The organism is Turicimonas sp. TL08 (assembly GCF_054660695.1).
In genome coordinates this window covers 79,073-101,944 of the sequence record NZ_BAAGDP010000008.1, presented here as the reverse complement: position 1 = coordinate 101,944, position 22,872 = coordinate 79,073, and the positions used below count along the sequence as shown (strand labels likewise).

Sequence of the window (22,872 nt, the reverse complement as noted above, 5' to 3'; positions counted from 1 at the left end):
TCTCTATAAAAATGGGTGCAAAATTTCTATCGTGGTAGCTCAATCAAAATATCAATAAAACGGATAGGAGCCTTAGTAAGAAATCTGCAGTAGACAAGGCTCTTTTGAGTCTCATCTACTGCAACGATAGATCCTGGGATCAAGCTTCGTTTAGAGGTTTATGAAAAATCAGAACTGGAAACGATATTTAACTTGGACTGTTTGATCTACGCGTCCCATGTTTCCTGCTCCAACTCCGTAGTTGACTCCTAAGGCATGCTTGCCCTTCGAGGCTTCGATTCCAAGTTTTCCGCGGAACATTGCGTTACTAGCAATTCGGACATCAAAAGAATCGAGAGTACCGGTTTCTTGCAGACCGACCTTGTTTTTAACTTTTCTATCCCCGAAAGTTGGAGCAACAGTAACGTCCATGAAGGGTTTTACCTTGACGCCTCCTTGTGTACTTAAGTTCGCATTTAATGCTGCACCAATGGGAACAGAAACAAGATTGACGTTATCCGCCTTGTAAGTCATTCCTCCTGCATTGAAACTGTTGAGTTTCAAATGGGTGTAACGTACGCCCACATGAGGTGTGAGCGTCACCGCTTCATTTAACGCCAGAGGTTTTTCTGCAAGAAGACTTAAACTGAATGAGGTGACGTCCGGTTTTCCTTTGTACCCGTTCTGTTTGATTTCATTTTTGGTTTGAAGAAAGCCAAGAGTACCAACAAAGTTTGCGTATTGGGCTGGCACGACACCGTAGAGATTGAGACCATAATAGGAAATATCGTTCTTTATTCCGGAGGCCGCACCCTGACCTCTGACAGAGCCTTTGCCAAAACTTCCTGCCAGGCCTAGGGTATAACCGTTTTCAAATGAATAGTCGCCTCCTAAGGTCACGCCGCCTAAGTCGCTCTTATATCCAAAGGTTTCAGTTCCTGCCTTGTAACGGTTTGCTTTGCTGAACATCCCGTTTACATCTATCCAGAGATCAGCTCCGGAAGGTTGGTGCGAATAAGCGGCGAGGGTTGAGCCATGGAGATTCAGAGAATCTTGAATAAAATCCGAAGTTGTCAGAGCAGCAGTCTGAGCTCCTGAACCAACTCCCATTAAGGCAATTGAGTTAAGTGCTTTTTCGGCTTCCTGATCGCTAAGATTGTTCAGTGAATTTAGAATCCCATTAACACGCTCAGCACCAAGTCCTTTTTTGCCTTCAGCTACTGCAAGAACTGTGTTTGGAATTAAAACATTCGAGATTGGGTTCAAGTTTGCTTCGGTGGCAACAACAAACTCTCCGTTCTCATCTAAGGAAATCTTCTTGAGATCAATAACTCGATTGGATGCCTTGATGACAGTTCCTTCGTCAATAGACATGCCATCAAAGCCAGCAGCTAAGTGAATATTCTTGCCAGTTTGCGCATTATTAACAAGAACCGTGGAACCGGCTTCTGTTTTAAATGTCATAGCCTTTTGTCCGTTGACCATCGGCTTGTCATTAGAACCGTCGATAATTAATGCGCTGTTTTTCTTTACTACCACTCCATTTTCCGGTTGGATAGTTGCAGCGTTATTTTCTGCAGTTCCATCAATTAGCAGAGAATTAGTCACGGTCACGGGTTTCGCAATGTAAGCGGCAGCTTTAATATCGTTGGAACTTAAAGAATGACCTCCGCGTTCAATAGCTGTTAGCGCCATCTGAGGATCCTGGCTTCCGAGAGTTAAAGCAGAGTTCTGTCCTACCACAATCTTAGAATTAATTTCTGAAGGATTTTCAATCGCTACAAGGCTCGGTGCCTCGTCCCAATTAGGATCGAGATAAAGCATGCCACCTCTTAATTCTGCTGAAGAAGCAACAAGAGTTCCTTTAAGAACTTCTAGGCGTGAACCATCAGTAAGACTTAGGCTTTCTGAGTAAATTTCTCCCTTGCCCGTCAGTTTTAACACACCTTGTTTTCCTGCGTCCTTGATGTTTAGCTCATCGAGTTCTACTTTAGAGCCAGCAGAGACACTCAGCTCATTAAATTCAGAGAATGATCCGGCAAATTTGCCATTAAATCTATTTTCTTCATCACCAAAAGCAAGGGTCGAATTTTTTTCTACATTGCTTCCATCGATATGGCCCTTGAATCCGATATCCGAAAGAAAAGTTACTTTTGCGTTGCCTTGAACTTTTGCAGAAGCGGCTTCTGTTCCGTCCAGAACTACGCCCCCGGCATAAATATTCCCTGAGATGGAACCGCCTGCAATAACGATGTTGCTGTCTCCAGAAACGTCAGCTACAGCAGTCGGGCCGGAAGCGAGTCCGCCTCCGATTACATCCTTAATCGAACCTCCTGTGACCAAGACGTAGGAATCTCCATCGACCAAAGCTTTCGATGCCATTTCTGCTTTGGAAGTCTCCGCAAAGCCACCGCCAATGACAGCTTCAGAGATCTTGCCTCCGGAGATGACAACTCGAGTTTCTCCTTTAACATTGCTGACAGGTGCATCATCGTTAACTTCTCCAGCGATTGGCTTTTCCATATAGAAAGTAGAATATCCGCCGCCTACTGCAACATAAGCCTCACCTCCGGAAATAACGGCACTAGATGTGCCAAGAACGTAAGACTCTCGTTTCCCTTGTTCAGCAGTGTAGTAGCCATAATCTGTCAGACTACCGCCAATAACGAGAAGGCTTTTTGCATTTCCCCCGTTTTTTAAAACAGCCGTGGAACTTCCTTCCGAGAAATGATGTCCATTTAGTTCAAAGGCTCCTGATTCATCTAGTTTGCCTACGACACTGCTTCCGAACCAGTTAGAGTTATTTCCTCCAACTAGAAAACCTTCTATATTCCCTCCATCCACTTCTATAAAGCTGTTTCCTACAGCTAGCGTGCTGTTCTGGTCACGTTTTACAGTCCCGCCGATAATTCCTCCTCCAAAAGCTTCCGCAAGAGAGGTATTTTCTCCTTCAATACGAACATTAGTAACTCCGACATAGGAAAGAGAGTTCCTATTTCTAAAGGATTGCATTGCCCCAAATACTTGAGGCGCGGGGTTGTGAGTAACTGAACCATCCAGATTCTCAATATCTTTTCCAGCAACATTGTTGACTAAAACATTTGACGAAGCTACTAGCATGGTCGAATTGGTGGTAGCTTCCATTCTTCCGGCTCCGAAAATGCGTCCGCTGTATCTATTGGTCTTGGAAGTCCATCCATTAAGAGCCGAATTTTTTACGATGGAAACAGCATTTCCTGATTCGAATTGAGTGTTGTCAGTTTCATAAATAAAGCCGGCTCCCAAAACGTCTGCTTGAAGAATAGAGTCGTGGACTTCAATTCGAGTATCTCCATCGCGGTAGTTACCTTGGGACTTAATGTGTGAGCCAGCGTAGAACTGAGATTTTTTCATCTCGTTTTGTGTATCTATAAAGCCAGCAAACACGTCTCTAATTAAAACTGAAGAACTTACTGCAACGGTAGAATTCAGTCCTCCTCCAAATGCATTCAAATAGACCATTTGGTTTCCGTTAACGGCTGAAGCGTCGTTAGCGTTTTTGTTACCAACAAAGTTCTTCGAACTTCCATCGATTACTAGCTTTGTTTGTTCTGCCTGTGCGTTGCCCCCGTTTAAAGCCGCGCTACCGGCATATATGGACTTGCGGACAGAGTCTCCTTTTGCATCGTAGAAATTTAAGTTGCCTCCGGTAAGAACCAATTCGACAAATCCGGCAGAAGCAGATGTATCTTTTCCGTCAGCAACACTTCCTCCATAAATTGTTTCCACATTAGTAAAATCACCGTTCGAAATTTCGGTAGAAATTTTGTTGTCGGCAACGGTTAGAGGCTTGTCATTATTACCGTAGTTTTCGGCGTAGCTTCCTCCAATAAACTTTCCGTTAAAACTACCTGAGTCGATAATGTTTGTGATGGAATCAGAGGTAGATGATGAGGAAGCGGGACCACCTCCAGGATGCCCTGTGGCCTTAATGTAATTTCCGCCTATAAACGCTTTCTTAACGAGGGTTCCTTCTTGGATGGTAGTTTTAAGCGTGCCTGAGTTAAAAGCAACTAGGTTAGCGTTGGAAGCTTTACTTCCTCCAACAATATAGTCCGCCTCTGTGTTGTTTACTGTCGTATCAGCTGTACCTAAAACAAGAAGAACTTCTTTTTCATTAGCTGGCAACACTCTTGTGTGGAAGCCTCCAATGACTTCATCCAGTGTCACTTCCGAAACATCCACTTGAGAGGAATCTATCGTGAAGTTAGAAGTAGGAGGATCTTGGGTGGTCCACTCCTTCGCACCAACGACTTTAGTAGAGGAGGTAATGTTCGGAGTCTGTGCATTGACCTTGACCGGAGTGCCATCACCAATAATATTCCCGCTTGGCGAGTTGAGAAGGGCGGTAAGTGAAGAAACCTCTAGAGAGGATTCCGATAGTTGAGCACAAGTTGAATTTGCCGGCCCAAATCCGAATAAATATTCTGTTCCGATTGATGAACTTTCAGATTGAGCAGTTATACTCTGATTGGAAGTGTAGTCTTGTGTGAGAGGTTCTGCAGCTATATACCCCCCCCCTAAACAGGCGCTGCAAGCTAGGGTGATCAAACTTAGTTTTCTTTGGGCTGAGAAAGTCTGTGATGTTTTCATTTTTTCCTCGTGCCTCAGCTTTTCTATTCTTTTGTTATGTTTTCAAATGAAGCTCTGCGTCTTCTTATTGCATGAAAAATTGTTTAGTTTTCGGCGCTGTTCCTTCCCCCGTCCCGAGTTCTTATTAAGAGCGGTTGAACTTTCTGGAGATCGAAAGAAATGGAGAAAAATCACAAAAAACTGGTTGAAAAATTCTTGTTTGGAGTCAACTTCTAAATCAAAGAATTACCTTGAAAATCGACGCGGCAACCTGGAGAAGCCAGCCCTTCATTTCCTTTAGACAGGAATGCATAAAAGAAGAGTCTTTTGCTGGTCTTCCTGCAACGTTCCACGGCTTTGGATGTCAAGAGATGCATCGGCATCAGGCGTTGTGCACTGTTGTCAAGCCGATGGAGAAGAGATGCGGTTCTCTGTGAATAAGATAAACAAACAGAAAGCTTCTTCATGGGTGATATAGGTTCCTTTTATCACGTGGTTTCAGCTTTTCTCTGTATATCTTTTAATTATTTTTTCATTTTATCTCAGAGTAAAGTTTATCATCAAATGGCTTTACCTCTGCTTTTTGGATTTCTTAAAGATGCGCTAATTATTCATTTGGTGCTTAGTTCTGTGTTTTTATGGGCTCCTTTCCTCTCTGGCTTTCGATAGGGCGATGCAAGAAGGAAAGAGCCAAGGTTTTGGTCTGTTGTCAATGGAGAGGCCTTTAAGAAGAGAAAGAACTCCAAAGATTTTTCTGGTACTTTCCGGTAATTTTTCTTATTTGTGTATTTTTTGCAACAGGTGTTGTTCATAGATTAATGATAGACAAGGCCTAGATGCATAAAAATTTTAATTATCAATGGGTTATTGCATATTCTTTGTTTAGTTTCTAAGAATTTTGTTTGGATGGGTAAGGGAAAAACCGAGATGGAAAAGAAGCACATATAGAGAGAGTTGTAATAGACTTCTCGAAACGAGGGATACGACGGTATGAAAAAAATTTCATCAAAATTATCTACTTACCCCCCCTGTTGGGGTAGTGGAGTCCGAAAAAATTTCGGATTAATTTTTATCGCAAAAAGATTTTTACGACTGAATCTGTCTCGATCTGACTTCAACAGCTCGCAGATACTTCCAAATAGTTTCATTTGTTCTTATTTCAGCTATTGCCAAAAGGCCATGGCTAGATATTTTCGTGCGGCTTCTGAGTTCGCATTTCCATTCTTCGCAGAGAAGGATTTAACTACGAAATTATTTTCTGCACGGCAAAGGATTGACCAATCGGTTTGTCGGCTGCTTACTACACGTTTACTAACTCATTATCGATTAGGTGGAGCACTGTCAAGCGGCAACTCTGAAGCTCCCATAACCGACAGATTTTATGACCCACTAAGTTGTTAAAAACCGTCCGTTAGTGGTTTTTAGGTTGGAGGGCTAGAAAGCCAATTAGTTTCTGCTTCTTGGAGATCTGGAAAGACGAGGCAGTTTGAATCCATAGGAACTAATTGCAAATGCTGAAGCCCTCATGAGAAACAAGTTTTCAAGGGAAGAAAAAATTACATCTGAGGCAGAAACGAACATCGTATAAGTAGGTAGGGACGCTCAATAAAAGGGATGGCTGCACTTTGAACAGGTTGTTGTATTTGTAGTAATTAGGCCAAATAATTTTTAATTTATCTCAGCTTTTCTATGTTGGTCGGAGCTTGAAATCTTACGGTTTCAGGCTCAATTTTTATGAGTCTTTCGCTGCTTATTGGAGGGGTACCAAGGCTGCTTTCTTCTTATAACAGTCAAAAAAATAGAGCCTCCCCGTAATCTGTGGAGACTCTGATGTTGTGTAGACCGAACCTTCCCGACTAGATTCTCTCTAATCTTGGTTCTAGAAGAAATGTGTCAGACCGATTGCTTCTTCAAAGGTAGTTGTCTTAATTGCCGGAGAGCTTCCGGAACTTTGTCTTGCATAATTGGCGTTGAATAGGAAGTAAAGATTAGTTCTTTTGCTGAGAGGATAAGCATATCCGAGAGAAGTTCCTGTCATATGACCGCGCCGTCCTTGATCAAGTGTCGCTGAACGGGTTTTGCTATATCCAACGGCGGCCATGGCTTGGCCGCCCCCGATGACATATTCAATGCCTCCCAAAACAGCATAACCGTTCAAGTACGCTTGTTGATTCCAAAGAAGGTTGTAGGTGGTTATCCATTTGCTGTTTGCATGCCAAAAAACTTGCGCTCCGGAGTAAATTTTTAATTTGGAGTACTTAACGGATCCGCCGAAAGTTACCGTGTAAGCTCCTTTAGGTTTTACACCGGCTGCATTTTTCGAATATGTCAGATGGTCTGTCCCGAGGTTGAAATCAACCTTTTTATTTTTGTATTGGAATCCAATTGCATAGTATTGGCCGGTGGAACTTTTACCTTCTTCGCCATGCTGGATTCCTGCTGTGTTGGGATCGAGGTCTTCCAGTCCGTCAACATCGCGTGAATACTGTAAAAGAAGTCTGGTATTTTGAAACGCAGGAGAACGGTATGACACTGAGTTGTCTACACGCTGGAAATTGAACATGTAGTTGTAGGAAGTCACGGCAAATTGGCCGCAGGATGTGCCGAACGGCGAATACCACGCGGCTATTGCCATTGGACCGGCGCCGCTAGTAATGGCTCCAATGCGTCCGAAGTAAAGTTCACCGAAAGGTCCTTTGACATTCAAACTGGATTCGCGTCCGAATAGGCGTCCCATCGTTTGTTGTCCGTTATCATCCTTAAATCCGGCGTCCAAGACAAATCCAACGGAGTAACCGTTTCCTAAGTCCTCAACACCTCTTACACCCCATCGGGCGCCGCGATAAATTCCGGAACGCAGCTCAGTTCTGTTTTGCACCGTCTTTTTACCGTTGAGGCTCTTTTTTTGATATGTATGGACCAAGCCGTCGTCGACCACTCCAAACAGTGTGATTTGACTTTTATCTTGAGCATTGGCCGAGGAAAGCAACATCGGTAATAAAGCCGAGATAAGGATATAAATTTTGGAGGACATGGTTCATCCTTTGATAAAGCAGTGTTTAGAGGATCTGGAAAAACTTTGAATAAAAGAAAACCCGCCTCAGATTCAATGAGTGAACTTTAGGACGGGTTTTGATTGGACTATAGGAAGTGCTTATTTTTCTTTGGCTGCATTTTCACCTGCGATACGGCCTGAGGTGTAGGCTAGGCCTAGTCCTGTCCCGGATGTGTACACTCTGCGCTAGAAAGGACGGTTCGCGGTTTCGCCGCCGGCGTAGAGTCCTTTGATAACCGAGCCGTCAGCTCTTAAAACTTGGAACTTGTCGTTGGTTTGAAGGCCGCCGATAGTGCCCATTGTCGACGGAATAACACGAACGGCGTAGTAAGGAGCCTTGTCAACGGGAACCAAGAATTCCGGCTCTTTGTTTAAGAGAGAGTCTTTTTTATTCGTGCAAGCCTGGTTGTACTGTTCCATGGTTGCCTTAAGAGATTGCGGAGGAACTCCCATTGCTTTTGCCAAGTCTTCCCATGTATCTGCATGAACTACTATTGCCGGGTCATTGAATTTAGAAAGAAGTTCATTTTTGGCTGGATCTTTACTGTCTAGAATAGCCCAAGCAGCTTTCTGAGCAGCAATAGGATCAACAATGTACGGTAAATCTTCCTTTACGAAACGTTTGCCGTCCTGATTGACGAAAACATCATCTTTGAAGACGTTTTTAGTCTTTAATGTGTCATTTAACTCACGTTTTGTGGAAACGGGACTAATTCCCATGACCCAGCCGTCTTTGAAGCCGGCAGCCCCAATCTTTTGAGCCATAAGAATGCCGTCGCCGGTCGCACCGGGTGTGGCGTTAGAAACGTTGGTGTAAGGTGCATAAGAAGGAACAAACTTTTCTAAGAGGTCCTTGTTTCTGGCAAAACCGCCGGTCCCAAGAACCACGGCTTTCGCACGAATTTCGATCGGTTGTTTGCCTTTAAGAGCCTTGAGACCGATAACATTTCCCTTATCGTCAGTAATAAGTTCTTGAGCTCTAGTGCCGGTCATGATTGGCACGCCTTCCCGGTCTAAATAATTCTTAAATGCCTTAACGACAAATCTTCCGCCGGCATGAGAGGAACCGCGGCCTGAGGCGGGGATCGGAGCTTCTGCCGGGGCATGGGCGTAATTCGGACCTCCGTAGCCGAAAGGACGAGGAACTGCGAATTTATGACCAATATCCTTTTCCATCCAATTGACGGTGGTGTTGAATTCTTTTGTCAGTTTATTTATGCGATCAATATTAGGCATTGATTCATCCCCGCCGGGAAATGAACGGTCTTGATCGGTAAGCCAGATTTTGGCAAATCCTTCGTTGGAGACATCTTTTGTCTCGGCTCTTTTTTGAGGATTTGACTCTCCGGCGGCCAACGCTCCGCCGGATAAAGCAGAGCTCCCGCCGACAAAGGCTAATTTTTCAAGAAGGATAACTTTGGCACCGTGCTGATGGGCAGAAGCAGCAGCTGAAAGCCCCGTACCGCCGCCACCAACCACCACGACGTCTGTGTTTATTTTTTCAATATCAGCTGCAGAGGCTCCGAAGAGAGGAACTGTTGCCAAGAGAACGGAAACTGTTAATTTCTTTAAGTTTGTCATGATGAATTCTCTGTAAGTGTAGGGTTGCGGCCGGAGCGGTAGGTCTCGCTCCGGCCCCCAAGGAGTTCAGCGAAAATTAGAGATTGAGCAGATACTTGGCGTTTTCAAACAAGCTGAGTCGTAAAGATTCCGGAGTCAAACCGCGGTTGCTCCAGTTTTCAACGCATTGTTCGAATCCGCGGATTGGATAGCCTGTACCGAAGAGCATGCGGTACTTCATATAAGAGTTAGCTGCTTTTACGAATTCCTCGGCAAATGGCATGTTGCGGACATAGAAATAAGCATCCGGAACGATATAGAGATTCGGACATACGGCCGCCAACCCAAGTACTTCCTGAACATGAGGCCATGCGCCGTGACATAAAACGAAATTAACGTTCTTGTATTGCTGCATCAGAGGCATCATCTTGGAAGGATCCGTATAGGTCAAATCTGGTCCGGTGTAAGCACTCATCGCATAAGCAACCGGAACGTTCAGCTGAGCAGCTAAATCAACGATTGGATAAATCTTCTTGTCGTAAGCTTGAATAGCCGGATCGCACCAGCCCGGATCTAAGGAGACGCCTTTCATGCCTAATGTCTTAATGGCATATTCCATTTTTTCAAGAGCTTTCGGATCGTGCGGGCAAATACCGGCGAAAGCAACGAATTTGCCGGGGAATTTCTCGCACAGTTCATGCAAATCTTCGTTAGGTACGCCGCCGTACACTGGATTGAGAGTCTCGCGTCCCATCAAAACACCGCCGATAACGTTGGCTTCTTCCATTTCTTTAACCATCAGGTTGACGTCAGCTTTCGCAATGCTTTCGACATGACGTCTTTCAAAGCCTGTTGGTCTCATCTGGCGAGGCCCGGTCGGGATGTTTCTCCAGGCCTTGATGATGCCGAGGTTCATATAGCCTTTGTAAGGAGGACGAATGCGGAAATCGAAAACCGGAATGTTGGAACGATAAGGAACCTGTCCCGGAGGAGGATTAATGGCGTTTTCGTCAACGTTTTCAGGAAATTGGAACTTTGGTGTTGGTGTTTGGGCAAGAGCGGAAGCGGTTCCGAAAGCTGCGGCAACTGTTGATGCAAAGAATGTACGACGTTTCATTTGAGTCTCCTAAGAATATTGCTGAATGCGAGAGAGCGTTTTCTTTTTGCTGAATCCAAGAAGCGTTTCTCAAAACTTGAGAGAAAGTTTAAAAAGGAGCCTGAAACTGCACATCGTGAGCTTAGGCAGCGTAAATACGTCAGAGGGTTTTTACTAAAAGAGCTTCCGTTTCAAAGGATTTGGCTCTATAAGAGGCTCATACACTTGGCTTTTGTCCTTATCCATCCCGTATGAACCGTTGTTTGAAATTTCTTGACAATGTTGTCGGCAGTCTGAGTAAAAAGAAAGCTGCGTTGCTTTGGCTTTCTAAAAAGATTCCTCTTTTGGGAGTTGCCGTCTGCTTTGTTTTTTCTGTTTGTATAGTGCAATTTGCTTATGCATCGGAAGCGGCGTCAAGAGGACTCGAAGGAGGAAAGAAACAAGAAGAACTGCCGGTTGAGATTTACTTAGAGAAGGCTGAAGCCGGCAACTCACAGTTTTATATTCCGGAATCTGTTAATCGCTTGGTTAGTGCATTAGGTACGCGTCCTTGGGAGGTTCTCAGCTTTAGCCGTTCTGAGCTCGAGAAAGCCATTAAACGCAATCCGCCGGATTTTGTCTTTACTAATAGTGATATGGCGTCGGTTCTTGAACGGTATCTGCAGTATGACCATCTGCTTTCTTTCAAGAATAATGTCAGCAGCGATGCAGGAAAGCTGTCGGGTAGTTTGATTGTGGTTAATAAAGATAGTGATATCCGGAAGCTTGACATGTTGGCGGGTAAAAGAATCGGACGTCTCTCTTCCTCTAGTATGGCCGGATGGAAGACCGCGGTAGGTGAGGTTACCGCTCTCGGATATTCACCGCAAGACTTCTTCAAGAGAATTCAATCGTTCGATAACGATATAGAGATGATTCAGGCTCTGACTAAAGGAGAGCTTTCCGCAGCCATTCTGCAGGGATGCCATTACGAAAGACTTCCTGAGAAATTACGTGCGCTCCTTAGGCCTTTAGAGCCAAGAACATTCTCCGAAACTCAATGCTCATCTACATCGGAACTGTATCCGGCGTGGAGTCTTATGGCAGCCTCTGGCGTTCCTAAAGAATTAAATCGGAAAGTGATCGCAACCTTGAAGAACGATCGTTCTTTGAGTACCTTTGGAGAATGGACGGATCCGGCGTCCTTAAGAGACGTCTACGCACTTTTGAAAAGATCTCATGATGATCTTATTGACTATTTCGAGCCGGAGAGTTGGACAGATGTAATTTGGAAAGCTCGTTACCCGGCTTTAATCGTCCTCTTGTTATTGCTTGCGCTCTTTGTTCATGACAGGTTAGTCGTCCGTGAGGTTGAAAAACAGACATCCTTAGTCAAAGAAAGTCTAAAAAAACAGTGGGCAATGGAACGCAAAGTTGAAGCTTGGGAACGAGCAAGCATCGTTTCAATTATGTCTTCAATGGTGGCTCACGAACTGAAACAGCCTTTAACCGCTATTGAGAACTATGCGCAGAGTCTTTTATCGCGTCAAAAACATGGATCTGCGCCGATTCCACAGGAAACGCTGATTTTTGTGATGCAGAAGATTGAAGGCAGCGTCTTGAAGGCGATAGATATCATTGAACATGTACAGAGCTTTTCGAAGAATAGGCCGTTGAAGCGAGTGCCGACTAACGTATCGGCTCTGTTAAATAAGGTGGTAGGAGACTTTCAGCTAAAGCATCCCAAGGTTAAATTGATCAAAACGATTTCTCCGGATTTAAAAATCGACGGAGATGAGTTCGAGCTTTCTATTTGCTTTTTAAATATCCTAAAAAATTCGCTTCAGGCGATGGAGTCTCAGTCGAATCCCGAGATAAAAATTTCAGCAGAAAAGAATTCTGAAGGTGTAGTCAAAGTGACCTTCACTGATAATGGTCACGGATTGACTCAAGAGCAGATTGAGAACTTACGGCATCCGCTTCAGACATCAAAAAAAGATGGGCTTGGCCTCGGCTTATCCATTATCCGCGCTATAGCCGAAAGACATAGAGGCTCAGTCAGAATAGAAGCCGGTGAACCGTGCGGCTTATCCATTGTGATCCAACTCGGCAGGTCGGTAGAGAAATCACAAGAGAAAGGTTGACTTTTTGGATGAAAGCTTAGAAAGTTAATCTTCAGTTATTCGATGAGATTCAGCCGATTGAGAATCTTGTAGACCTCAATATTGTTTTTAGCATCGAGCTTGCGGTACACCATGGTGCGGTGAGTTTGAACGGTTCGCTCAGCAATTCCTAATTCTCCGGCAATTTGCTTGTTGAGAAGTCCTTGGCTGACGAGCTTGGCTACTTCTTTTTCTTTTCCTGTAAGGCTGTGCCAATTGCGAATATCGCTTTTTTGCTCATTAATTTCAGAAGCACACTCCATTGCTTTGCTGATTGCTTCTCGAAGTTTGTCTAAAGATGCCGGTTTTGATAAAAATGTGACGGCACCGCTTTGGAGCGTGTCTACTACGTTTTCGACGGTTCCATGGCCGCTCAGAAAAATCAAAGGAAGTTTGATTCCTCGGGCATTTAACGTATCTTGCAGCTCCAATCCGTTCATGCCGTTCATTCGGATATCAACAATGGCGCAGCCTGGAACATTAAAGTTGTCCTTCTCTAGAAAACTTTCCGCACTGTTGTATGTGCGTACGAACCAGCCTTCTCCTTCGAGCAAGAATCGGAAAGAAGTCAGAAGCTCTTCATCGTCATCAACAATTCGGACAACCATAATTTCGTGAACATCCGGCTGAGTCATGGCGGTTACTCCTGAGGTGTTGGATCTAAGACGTGTTAAATAATTCTAAGATGAAGAGATAATATTCGCGATACTGAGTATCGTAAACCTGAGGTTGATAGTAAGGATGCGAGGGTAGGAAACGAAAAGAGGCCTCTTAAGTGAGACCTCTCTGCGTATCAACAAAGCTTATTTGCCTTTTTTGCTGACGCTTCCGATGTTGCTGCTCAGTTGCAGGAGAATGTCGCTGTGCTCGCCTTTTTCATAAATAGTGTTGGCACGGCCTAAGATTAAAGGATCGATCGGGCCGATGGCGGCTGCATCCTTGCCGGTATACGGTAAGGAGTGAAGCACATATCTCATCGCGTTTAAACGGGCTCTCTTCTTGTCGTCGCTCTTAATGACGGTCCATGGCGCTGCAACGGTATCGGTGCTTAAGAACATATCTTCTTTAGCGCGGGTGTAGTCATCCCATTTATCCAAAGAAGCCATATCAACCGGAGAGAGTTTCCATCTCTTTAAAGGATGGACTTGACGTTCTTTGAAACGGCGGCGCTGTTCTTTGCGGCTCACTGAGAACCAGAACTTAATCAGATAGATGCCGCTACGGGTAAGGAATCTTTCAAATTCCGGGCACTCCTGCATGAATTCAATGTACTGCTCGTTAGTGCAGAAACCCATGACTCTTTCGACGCCGGCACGGTTGTACCAAGAACGGTCAAAGAGAACGATTTCGCCTTTGGTCGGAAGATGCGGAATATAGCGTTGGAAATACCATTGGCCGAGTTCACGGTCAGTCGGTTTTTCAAGAGCAACCACACGGGCGCCGCGGGGATTCAAGTGCTCCATGAAACGGCGGATGGTGCCGCCTTTGCCGGCTGCGTCGCGTCCTTCAAAAAGAATGACGAGTTTTTGACCGGTTTCTTTAACCCAAGACTGGAGTTTGAGCAGCTCAACCTGCAAAAGATACTTTTCTTTTTCGTAGAGCTTGCGGCTCATACGGTTCTTGTAAGGATAGCCGCCTTTTCTCCAATCTTCGTTTAATTCATCTTCAGAAGCGTCTTTTTTATCTTTTAAGTTGGCCGGAGCTTCTTTGAGTTTTTCTCTGCGGACGAGAGCTTTCAAAATGGATTTGCGATCTGTCGGTGATTCTCCGTCCAGAATGGCAATTAAAGCTTGCAGCTCATGTTCTGTTGCAGCAGAGAAAGTCTGCTCTGTGACATACTCTTCTGCCTCGGTTTCGGAAGTTACCGGAGAGGATGAAATGCTTTCGATAGTTGTTCCGATTTTTTCACTTTCGGAAGGACCTTCGGCCGCAATCTTCTCCATTTCTGCAGTTGTTTCTTTATTGAGGACTTCAGCTTCGTTAGCCTTGGCTTTATTTTTATCGTTCGAAGACAAGTTCATCTCCTTAATTGAAAATTTGGACCCGTGAAAATAATAAAACTAAATTCTCCCGTCAACTGCAATGCTCTTTAGTAATTGTTAATCCTGCTTTTTAAGTTGCAGAAGGACATCATAGATTTGTTTTTTTGGGATGCCTGTGATGTCGTGAGCCATCGCACTCAGCTCGCCTGTCGGAAGCAAGGAGGAGAGGCGTTTAAGCCATTTTAGCGTGCTCTCATCCAGAGACTGCTCCTTCTTAGAGGTATCCGCATTGATGATTACCACAAATTCCCCTGCCGGTTTTTTTGAGGCAAACCATTCCACGATGGTTTCAGAGGTGAAACTTTTAATTTCCTCAAATTTCTTTGTAAGCTCTCTTGCAACGACAATCTTTCTTTCCGGAGGAACCGTTTGAGCCAATTCCTTAGCTAATTTCTCCATTCGGTGAGGGGCTTCATAGAGGACAAAGGTTCTTCCCGTGTCAACAAGCTCTTTTATTGTCTTTAATCTTTCTTTAGAACCGCTGTCTAAGAACCCGTGGAAAATAAAACCTTCTGGAGCCATGCCGGCAGCCGATAAGGCGGTCACTACCGCACTGGAGCCGGGAATAGGAATCACCGGAAATCCTGCCTTTTGAACTGTATCGACGACCTTGCACCCGGGATCAGAAATGGCGGGAGTTCCAGCGTCGGTTACTAGCGCAATCCTCAGGCCTTCCTCAAGGAAGCCAAGGATTTTAGAAGCCCCATTCTGCTCATTATGCTGATGAACGGCGAATAATTCTTTAGATAGACTAAACTTTTGAAGCAGTTTACTAGTCTCTCTTGTATCTTCGGCAGCGACTTTGTCGCACAAGCTTAAGGTCCAAAGGGCACGCAGCGTGATATCAGCAAAGTTGCCGATCGGAAGGCCGATGACATAAAGTGCAGGAGCCGGAAAATCTTGACTTGCTAATCGTGTCTCAGTAAATAAAATATTGTTTTCGAATTGGTTGGGTACGGAGTCCATTGTGTCCTCTACACTTTTGAACAAAGTTTGTTTCGTTACATTAAGCCTACTCTCATTAATGGGTCAGAACTTGGTTAACGCTCAAGAAGCGGCAGTTTCAACCTCAGAACCGACGGGGAAAATAAAGGTCGGGTTGATGGTGCCTCCTCAAAACAGCAGCCTTGCGGCCGCTACTGCTCCTTTAATCCACGGAGTGGAAGCAGCATTCAAAGAAGACGAGGACCGCTATGAGCTTGTCAAATATGAAATAAGCGAATCAGGCAATGTCCTGGAGGTTCTTAATCATGCGGCTGATACGAAAGCAATGCTGATGATTGGACCGGTTTTAAAGACTTCAGTAGATAAAATCGCAAGCCTCCCTTATCTTCCGCTTCCGGTTGTGGCCATCAACAAAACTGATTCTGCCGTTCAGCCTGAGCTTTTTATGAGCATCGACGTAGCTATCGAAAGCGAAGTTGAGCAATTAGTTAAAGTGGCTCTTGAAAATACAGCTAAGAACCCAATAGGAGATTTCGTAGTGTTGGCTACTCCCAATAGCTATGACGAGAGAGTTGCAAGAGCTATTGTGCAGGAGTTAAGTAAAAATGGCTCTGTTGGGGAAATACGCCATGTAAGTACGGAACAAATTTCTTATTTGAGGACTGAGATGAGAGGAAAAAGCTTTAGAGGAGCTTTTTTCGCTATGAATCCTCAGCAGGCTAGCCTCATCCGGCCGTATCTTCCTCCTGAGCTGCCGGTATTCGGCACCAGCTACACTAATCCGTATCGAACCAATGACGTGATGACCTCTCAGACACAAGCTAATGATTTAACCGGTATGGTGACATTGGAAATACCGGCGATTACTCAGCTGAGTCATCAAAATTATTTGAAGTACAGACCAATCCTTCTTAAGCTCAACAGCGACGACCGACATCTTTTTGCAGTTGGTGTGGATGCTTGGGCTCTCGGAAAGAGTTGGCTTGAGTGGCAAGATCAAATCGATCTTGAAGATGGCCTGAGCGGAAAGATTCATTTCGATAAGAAGACCAGCAGCAGCGCAAAAAGGACTCTGGACAAAACGGTTGTTACTCCAAAGCGCGACTTGGCTGATGATGTAGCCTTTGAAGAAAGCGCGGAAGAGGCCGGCCTATGATTCTTCAAACTTTACAAGATGCTCATCTCGCGTGGGGAGACGCTCCTCTGCTCGACAAGGTTAATTTGACTATTGAGGAAGGCCAGCGCTTTGGACTTATCGGCCGCAACGGAACCGGGAAAAGTTCTTTGCTGAAGGTTCTGGCCGGAGTCGAAAAATTAGATGCGGGCAAGAGAAACGTTGCTAAGGGTTTAAGAGCTATTTACGTCGAGCAAGACCCGGTTTATCCGGAAGCGGCCACCGTCTACGATGCTCTGCTCAAGAGAGGAAAGATTGATGAGATAGGTGATGAAGTGCACCGTTGGGAGGTCATTTCAAAGCTCAATGAATATATCCATTTGTTTGGACTGAATGCAGATGCGTCTCCTGAAAGTATTTCCGGAGGCGAGAAGAAAAAAGGAGCCTTAGCTCTGGCTTTTGCACTGGAACCGCAGCTTCTTTTGTTGGACGAACCTACCAACCACCTGGATATTGATGCAATTTTCAAACTTGAAGAGCTTATTCTTAGTAATTTTCGAAAGAACCGCACACTCGTGACTATTACTCACGACCGCTCGTTTTTGAATAAAGTTGCTCAGCAAATCCTTGAGCTCGATCGCGGAGACCTGAGAACTTATCCGGGCAACTTCGAAGCTTACGAAAAAAGAAAAAATGAAGAGCTTGAGGCTGAAGAAAAGGCCCGCAGCCAGTTTGATAAGTTTTGGGCTCAGGAAGAGGTCTGGATTCGCAAGGGTATCGAAGCCCGCAGAACCAGAAATGAAGGTCGAGTACGGAGACTGGAGCAGATTCGTCGGGAACGCGAAGCCAGAAGGGATCGCATAGGTACCGCCAAGCTTGCTTTAGATGCAGGTGAAAAAAGCGGAAAGATGGTGGCCGAACTCGAAGATGTTTGCCTGAGTTTCGGAGAAAGAACTCTTATTAAAAATCTGAATCTCCGTTTAATGAGGGGAGATAAGCTCGGATTGATTGGTCCGAACGGTGTTGGTAAGAGCTCTTTAATTAAGGTCATTCTTGGCAAGCTTGAGCCGACAAGCGGTAAGGTCCGTCTGGGAACAAACTTGGAAGTGGCTTATTTTGATCAACTTCGCGCTGAGCTTAATCCGGAGAAAACTTTGGTTGAGACTGTATCTCCGGGTTCTGATTGGGTTGAAGTCAACGGCCAAAGGAAGCATGTTATCGGTTACCTCGGCGACTTTTTGTTCCCTCCTCATCGTGCCAATGTCAAAGTTTCAAGTTTGTCCGGCGGGGAAAAGAATCGTTTGCTCTTAGCTAAGCTCTTTGCAAAACCGGCAAATTTGCTGGTCATGGACGAGCCGACCAACGACCTGGATATTGAATCCTTAGAAATGCTCGAAGATACTTTGAGCAATTATCAAGGAACAATTATTCTTGTGTCTCATGACCAGACCTTCATGGACAATGTCGCCTCCTTTGTAATTGCTCCTGACAGTAAAGGAGTCTGGACTTCTTATGTCGGAGGTTATGAAGAATGGCTTCGTCATCGGGAAGTACTAGAGAAATGTGCTGAGGAAAAGAAGCCGGCATCCAAACCTGCTCAAGTAAGGGAAAAAGGTAAGCCTACAAAACTCTCCTATAAGGAGAATATGGAGTTGGAGAAGCTTCCGTCCGAAATTGAAAGTCTGGAAGCGGAACAAGAACAACTAATAGCATCGATGAGCGGGGAGAGCTCGGAAAAGAAAACGCCTGAGTTTTTTGCCAATACCAATAAGAGAATGGCGGAAATCTCGGATCTGTTGGAAAAGAAATACGCTCGATGGGAAGAGCTGGATCAGAAGAAGGCCTCTTTCTCTAAAAATTAATCGTAAAGATTGTTTAATTTGGACGCTAAGGCTGTTCAAGTCTTTCAAACAAGTGCACAATTGGAAGTAATTATTTAACTTGTCAGGGGTGCAAGGATGAAAACTAAAACAGCAGTTCAGCTTGCATTTGTTGCTTGCTGCGCCTTTACGCTCTGTACAGACGGTTTAGCAAGACCGCCCGGACCTCCTCCCGGAGGACCCGGTTTCAGACCCGGTCCTGGACCCAGACCACCAAGACATCATTGGGGTGCCGATGTTTTAGGAGGTGCTCTGGCGATAGGGTTAGGACTTGGAGTCGCAGGTGCGATTGCCAATTCCGTCAGTACGCCCCCTCCGACAACGGTTTATGTGCCGCCTACACCGACTTATGTGCCTCCTAACTATATTGTGCCTTCTGCTCCGGTAGTTGTCTCGCCTCCTGCAGTAGTCGCACCTCCCGTAGTAGTGGCTCCTCCGGTTGCCGTCACTCCGTCAGTCGGCTCAGGTAATGTTATGTATTGGTGCCAAGCATCTAAGAACTTCTACCCTTATGTGACGGAATGTCCGTCAGGATGGCAGGCAACAACCGTGCCGTAAAACCAGTGTAATATTGATTGTCGAAAAATATGACCGCTCTGTCTTTTGGTAAAGCGGTCATTTTTCATGGCCGAAGTTTTAATGCTTCCGGAGGATTGGGATTGGAGAGATACGGATTCTTATCTTTATTTCGACATAACGAAAATATAAGTAAATACCCTTAAAATTTCGCCCGTTGTAAAAGCAAAATTTCTCTTAAGCTACGAGAGAAAATAGGAGAAGTGTAGGAGAAGGTCTTGACAGACACTAAAGAAGAACGTGCCCGTGCGTTAGATTCGTTACATACATTATGTGATTTTTTTCAAAATCGAGTAGAAAAAGGACCGCAAGACGAGGCTCTCCGTGAGTTTGATAAATCCACAAAAAAATGGATTTCTTATACTTATCAAGAAGTCGCGAATAAAGTTAAAGAATGGCAGCGAGCTTTTGCAGCCAGCCAAATTAACTCGGGATCCAGAGTAGCTATGCTTCTGCCCAATGGAGTGGATGCAGTTTGCTTTGACCAAGCCGCTATGGCTAACGGACTGATTCCTGTTCCTCTTCATGCCATCGATACTCCGGCATCGAGTGCTTACATCCTGCAAGATAGCGAGGCTTCTTTCTTAATCACCAACAGATTGGAGAAGTGGGAGCAAATCCAAAAAGCGGGCTTCGATTTAAGTAAATTAAAGAAAGTTATTATTACGCAGGAAGACAATCTTTCAACGGCCGCTATTGCTCAAAGCTTGAAAGATTGGCTTAGCAGCGTAACAGGGAAAGAGATTCTGCCTCCGGCGCCTACGGAGCACGATTTGGCCTGCATTGTTTATACCTCCGGCACTACCGGAAAGCCAAAAGGAGTAATGCTCTCCCATAAAAATATTACCAGCAACGTTCGTTCTACTCTTGCTCATGTCAGACCGGAAATCGGCGCAAAATTTTTGTCCTTCCTTCCGTTATCTCACATGTTTGAAAGGACAGCCGGTTATTACCTGGCTCTAGCGACTGGAAGCACCATTATTTTCAATCGTTCTCTTCAATATTTGGCAGATGACTTCAAGATTGCTAAACCGGATGTTTTGATTTCGGTTCCAAGAGTCTACGAAAGGATTTACGGCAAACTTCAAGAGGCTTTGAAGAAGAAAGGCCCCATCGCTCAGAAATTATTCAGCTGGGGTGTTAATGTCGGCTGGAGAGATTTCTGCAGAAAGAACAAGATTCCATACGAAGGAGGTTTCTCCGCCATCTTTGATAAAAACTTGGGCAAAGTATTCCAGAAGAAAATTTCAAAGACATTACAGGATCAATTCGGCGGACAATTAAAAGTTGCTATCAGCGGCGGCGCCTCCCTCAATGAAAAGGTAGCTAAGGTATTTTGCGGTCTTGGTCTACCGGTTATTCAAGGTTATGGAATGACTGAAACCAGTCCAATTATCTGCGGTAATAAAGTCGAAGATAATGATCCGAATACAGTGGGAAGACTTCTCAAAGATGTTCAGGTCAAGATCGGCGAAAAAGACGAAATTCTTGTGAAGGGCGACCTTGTGATGCAAGGTTATTGGAATCGCGCAAAAGACACCAAAATAGCATTAACCGAAGACGGTTGGCTTCATACCGGTGACCAAGGAGAATTTGATTCCGAAGGAAGGCTGAAGATCAAGGGCCGAATCAAAGAGATTCTTGTTACTTCGACGGGAGAGAAGATTTCTCCGGTTGACATTGAAAGCGCCATTGAATGTGATCCTTTGATTAGCCAATGTTTTGCAGTCGGAGACGGACGCCCTTACATTGCAACACTTCTGTCTTTAGACAAGGATAAGTGGGTAGAGTTAGCCGAAAAGCTCGGCGTAGATCCTACAAACAATGAATCGCTTCAGTCTCATGAAGTTAAGGGATACATCCTTAAACAGGTTAAGAAGCTATGTAAGGCTTTTCCGGCATACGCTGTTCCGAAGAATATCGCACTCACTTTAGAACCATGGACAATCGATAAGGAGTTGCTGACACCAACATTGAAGCTTAAGCGCAAGAACATGATGGCCAAATACGGAACAGTTATTGAAAGCATGTATAAAGGTGCACGCCGTTAATCGTAAAGCAGAGGAAATTTCGTGATTTTGGGAGCTCGATTAAGGCAGCCTTTGCGCTCTTTTTTTCGGAAGAGCTAATCTTTTTGTTGAAATTCTGTGGGCGATACGGAAAAAGTATAATTTTGTCCAAAATCTAAAAGTTATTTATGAAAGCATCAACTGACACAATTAAATCTGCCTACAAAGGCAGTGAAAAGAAATTACATCCCGAGGCCATGGCACCGCAATGGATGATCTATGGTACGGAAAAAGTAATGCAGTACCAATTGGACAAAAATTTGGTTTTGGATCCTTGCATTCTGAAGGAGTTTCCGAAACCGCAGCCCGGACACAAGTACATGCTTTATGCACATGTTCCGTTCTGCAATACGTTGTGCACTTACTGTACTTTCCACCGGTTCTTATTCAAAGAATACAAAGCACGTGAGTACTTTGTGAACCTTCGCAAAGAAATGCAGATGGTTCATGACTTGGGCTACAACTTTACGTCCATGTATGTCGGAGGTGGCACCACCACTATTCTGATGGACGAACTGATCAAGACTATTGAGTTGGCCCGCAAGCTTTTCCCGTCAATGGGCGAAGTCTCTTGTGAAACCGATCCTCAGGTTATGGCCAATCCGGATATCATTCATCTCAAAGGGCTTGTCGATCGTATGTCTGTAGGGGTACAGAGCTTCGATGACAATATCCTAAAGATGATTGAAAGGGATAAGTTCGGAACAGGAGAAGAGGTTTATGAGAACATTCTGAAAGCCAAAGAAATTTTCCCTATCTGCAACGTAGATATGATTTTCGGCTTCCGCGGTCAAACGGATGAGATCGTTCGCTCCGATATGGAAAAAGTAGTAGCTCTGTCTCCCAGACAGATTACGACTTATCCTTTGATGGTCACAAGCCAAACCAAACGCAGCGTCAAAGATTCTTTAGCTTCTCCTCCGGAAGTGATGGCTCAGCAATACCGAATCATTTTGGATACGGTTGCTCCTCACTACAACCAGCTTTCATCTTGGGCTTTTGGTAAGGCCAATAACGAAGGTTTTGACGAGTACGTTATCGACAACGATGAGTACTTAGGAATTGGTTCAGGCGCATTCAGCTTCTTAGGTGATTCCTTGTACGTTAATACATTCTCTTTGAGAAGATACAACGAGCGTATCGGTTCCGGTCGAGACGGAGTAGAGCGTAAGAGAACTTTTTCTAAACACGAAATCCTTCAATATCGCCTCTTATTGGGTTTGTTTGCAGGGCGTCTCTCCAGAAAATACTTCCGAGAAGTTCATAACGTCCGTTTAGATACGGCTTTAATGAAGGAGGTACTGGCCCTTAAGCTTGCAGGCGCTATAAAAGAAAATCCGGAAGACAAGGATCAATTCATTATCACTGACAGAGGTAAACTCCTCGGTCTGGTAATGATGAAAGACTTCTACACGGCAATGGATAATGTCCGTGCAGAATTGAGAAAGCCGCTGAAAGAAGAAGATACGTAATCGGCATTTCTTTGTCGAAAAAGAAGTCGATCTTTAATCTAAGTTTTTATTGGCCGACGACGCGCTTTTGTGCACAAAAGTCGGCCTTTTACATGGTGCAACAGTAAGGTCATGAATGAGCTTTCATAATAGAAAGATTTTTCAGAAGCACAGAAAGCACCAAAACTTCTGGCAGAAATCTCGCAACTTTTTTCTATCTGAGAAAAAGGTTATGTAACATTTGAGATTACCCACCTAAGCCAAAACTCAGGCGGGATTTCACGAATATTTCCTAAAAAGGGGTGGGAAATTAGGCGTATACCCTTAGGATATTCGTTTTAGTTCCGTTGTTT

14 protein-coding genes are annotated in these 22,872 nt (G+C 44.6%); 6 read left to right on the top strand and 8 right to left on the bottom strand.

The genetic code is table 11. The features are described 5' to 3' along the window. Nucleotides 1–168: 168 nt before the first annotated feature. The 5 genes from ACYQ4O_RS05800 to ACYQ4O_RS05780 all read right to left on the bottom strand — a co-directional run bounded on the left by ACYQ4O_RS05800 (nucleotide 169) and on the right by ACYQ4O_RS05780 (nucleotide 10,322). Nucleotides 169–4,611, bottom strand: coding sequence for an autotransporter family protein (locus tag ACYQ4O_RS05800; RefSeq protein WP_460175028.1), 4,443 nt, complete (start codon nucleotides 4,609–4,611; stop codon nucleotides 169–171). A 212-nt stretch (nucleotides 4,612–4,823) separates the two neighbouring features. After that, nucleotides 4,824–5,057 carry a hypothetical protein gene (locus tag ACYQ4O_RS05795; RefSeq protein ID WP_460175027.1) on the bottom strand — a complete coding sequence of 78 codons (234 nt, stop codon included), beginning with the start codon at nucleotides 5,055–5,057 and terminating at the stop codon, nucleotides 4,824–4,826. Between the two features lie 1,412 nt (nucleotides 5,058–6,469). Beyond that, entirely contained in the window at nucleotides 6,470–7,624 is a 1,155-nt protein-coding gene (locus tag ACYQ4O_RS05790) for a porin (RefSeq protein ID WP_460175026.1), read from the bottom strand. Between the two features lie 207 nt (nucleotides 7,625–7,831). After that, the gene (locus ACYQ4O_RS05785) at nucleotides 7,832–9,226 is read right to left on the bottom strand and encodes an FAD-dependent oxidoreductase (RefSeq protein WP_460175025.1); all 1,395 of its coding nucleotides are present in this window, start codon (nucleotides 9,224–9,226) and stop codon (nucleotides 7,832–7,834) included. A gap of 76 nt (nucleotides 9,227–9,302) precedes the next feature. After that, on the bottom strand, nucleotides 9,303–10,322 hold the full coding sequence (locus ACYQ4O_RS05780; protein ID WP_302943955.1) for an amidohydrolase family protein: 1,020 nt from the start codon (nucleotides 10,320–10,322) through the stop codon (nucleotides 9,303–9,305). A gap of 242 nt (nucleotides 10,323–10,564) precedes the next feature. Here ACYQ4O_RS05780 and ACYQ4O_RS05775 point away from each other — a divergent pair, with 242 nt between their 5' ends. After that, on the top strand, nucleotides 10,565–12,424 hold the full coding sequence (locus ACYQ4O_RS05775; protein ID WP_460175024.1) for a sensor histidine kinase: 1,860 nt from the start codon (nucleotides 10,565–10,567) through the stop codon (nucleotides 12,422–12,424). Nucleotides 12,425–12,459: 35 nt separating this feature from the next. On the opposite strand, the gene ACYQ4O_RS05770 is transcribed toward ACYQ4O_RS05775, so the two are convergent. The 3 genes from ACYQ4O_RS05770 to rsmI all read right to left on the bottom strand — a co-directional run bounded on the left by ACYQ4O_RS05770 (nucleotide 12,460) and on the right by rsmI (nucleotide 15,450). Further along, nucleotides 12,460–13,077, bottom strand: coding sequence for a response regulator transcription factor (locus tag ACYQ4O_RS05770; protein WP_460175023.1), 618 nt, complete (start codon nucleotides 13,075–13,077; stop codon nucleotides 12,460–12,462). A 168-nt stretch (nucleotides 13,078–13,245) separates the two neighbouring features. Beyond that, on the bottom strand, nucleotides 13,246–14,385 hold the full coding sequence (ppk2, locus tag ACYQ4O_RS05765) for a polyphosphate kinase 2 (protein WP_423839278.1): 1,140 nt from the start codon (nucleotides 14,383–14,385) through the stop codon (nucleotides 13,246–13,248). Between the two features lie 156 nt (nucleotides 14,386–14,541). After that, nucleotides 14,542–15,450, bottom strand: coding sequence for a 16S rRNA (cytidine(1402)-2'-O)-methyltransferase (rsmI, locus tag ACYQ4O_RS05760; RefSeq protein ID WP_460175022.1), 909 nt, complete (start codon nucleotides 15,448–15,450; stop codon nucleotides 14,542–14,544). A 1-nt stretch (nucleotide 15,451) separates the two neighbouring features. Between rsmI and ACYQ4O_RS05755 the strand changes: the two genes are divergently transcribed. From ACYQ4O_RS05755 to ACYQ4O_RS05735, 5 genes are all read left to right on the top strand, one after another. Then, nucleotides 15,452–16,585 (top strand): penicillin-binding protein activator, encoded by a 1,134-nt coding sequence (locus ACYQ4O_RS05755; protein WP_460175021.1) that lies wholly within the window; start codon nucleotides 15,452–15,454, stop codon nucleotides 16,583–16,585. Then, nucleotides 16,582–18,405, top strand: a complete 1,824-nt coding sequence (locus ACYQ4O_RS05750) for an ATP-binding cassette domain-containing protein (RefSeq protein WP_460175020.1) — start codon at nucleotides 16,582–16,584, stop codon at nucleotides 18,403–18,405. The genes ACYQ4O_RS05755 and ACYQ4O_RS05750 overlap by 4 nt, the downstream gene beginning before the upstream one ends. 96 nt (nucleotides 18,406–18,501) lie before the next feature. Then, nucleotides 18,502–18,981, top strand: a complete 480-nt coding sequence (locus ACYQ4O_RS05745; protein WP_460175019.1) for a hypothetical protein — start codon at nucleotides 18,502–18,504, stop codon at nucleotides 18,979–18,981. A 236-nt stretch (nucleotides 18,982–19,217) separates the two neighbouring features. Continuing rightward, nucleotides 19,218–21,050, top strand: a complete 1,833-nt coding sequence (locus ACYQ4O_RS05740; protein ID WP_460175018.1) for an AMP-dependent synthetase/ligase — start codon at nucleotides 19,218–19,220, stop codon at nucleotides 21,048–21,050. Between the two features lie 146 nt (nucleotides 21,051–21,196). Further along, a complete protein-coding gene (locus ACYQ4O_RS05735; protein WP_460175017.1) occupies nucleotides 21,197–22,540 on the top strand; it encodes a coproporphyrinogen III oxidase family protein in 1,344 nt (447 codons plus the stop codon). The last annotated feature ends 332 nt before the right edge of the window (nucleotides 22,541–22,872 follow it).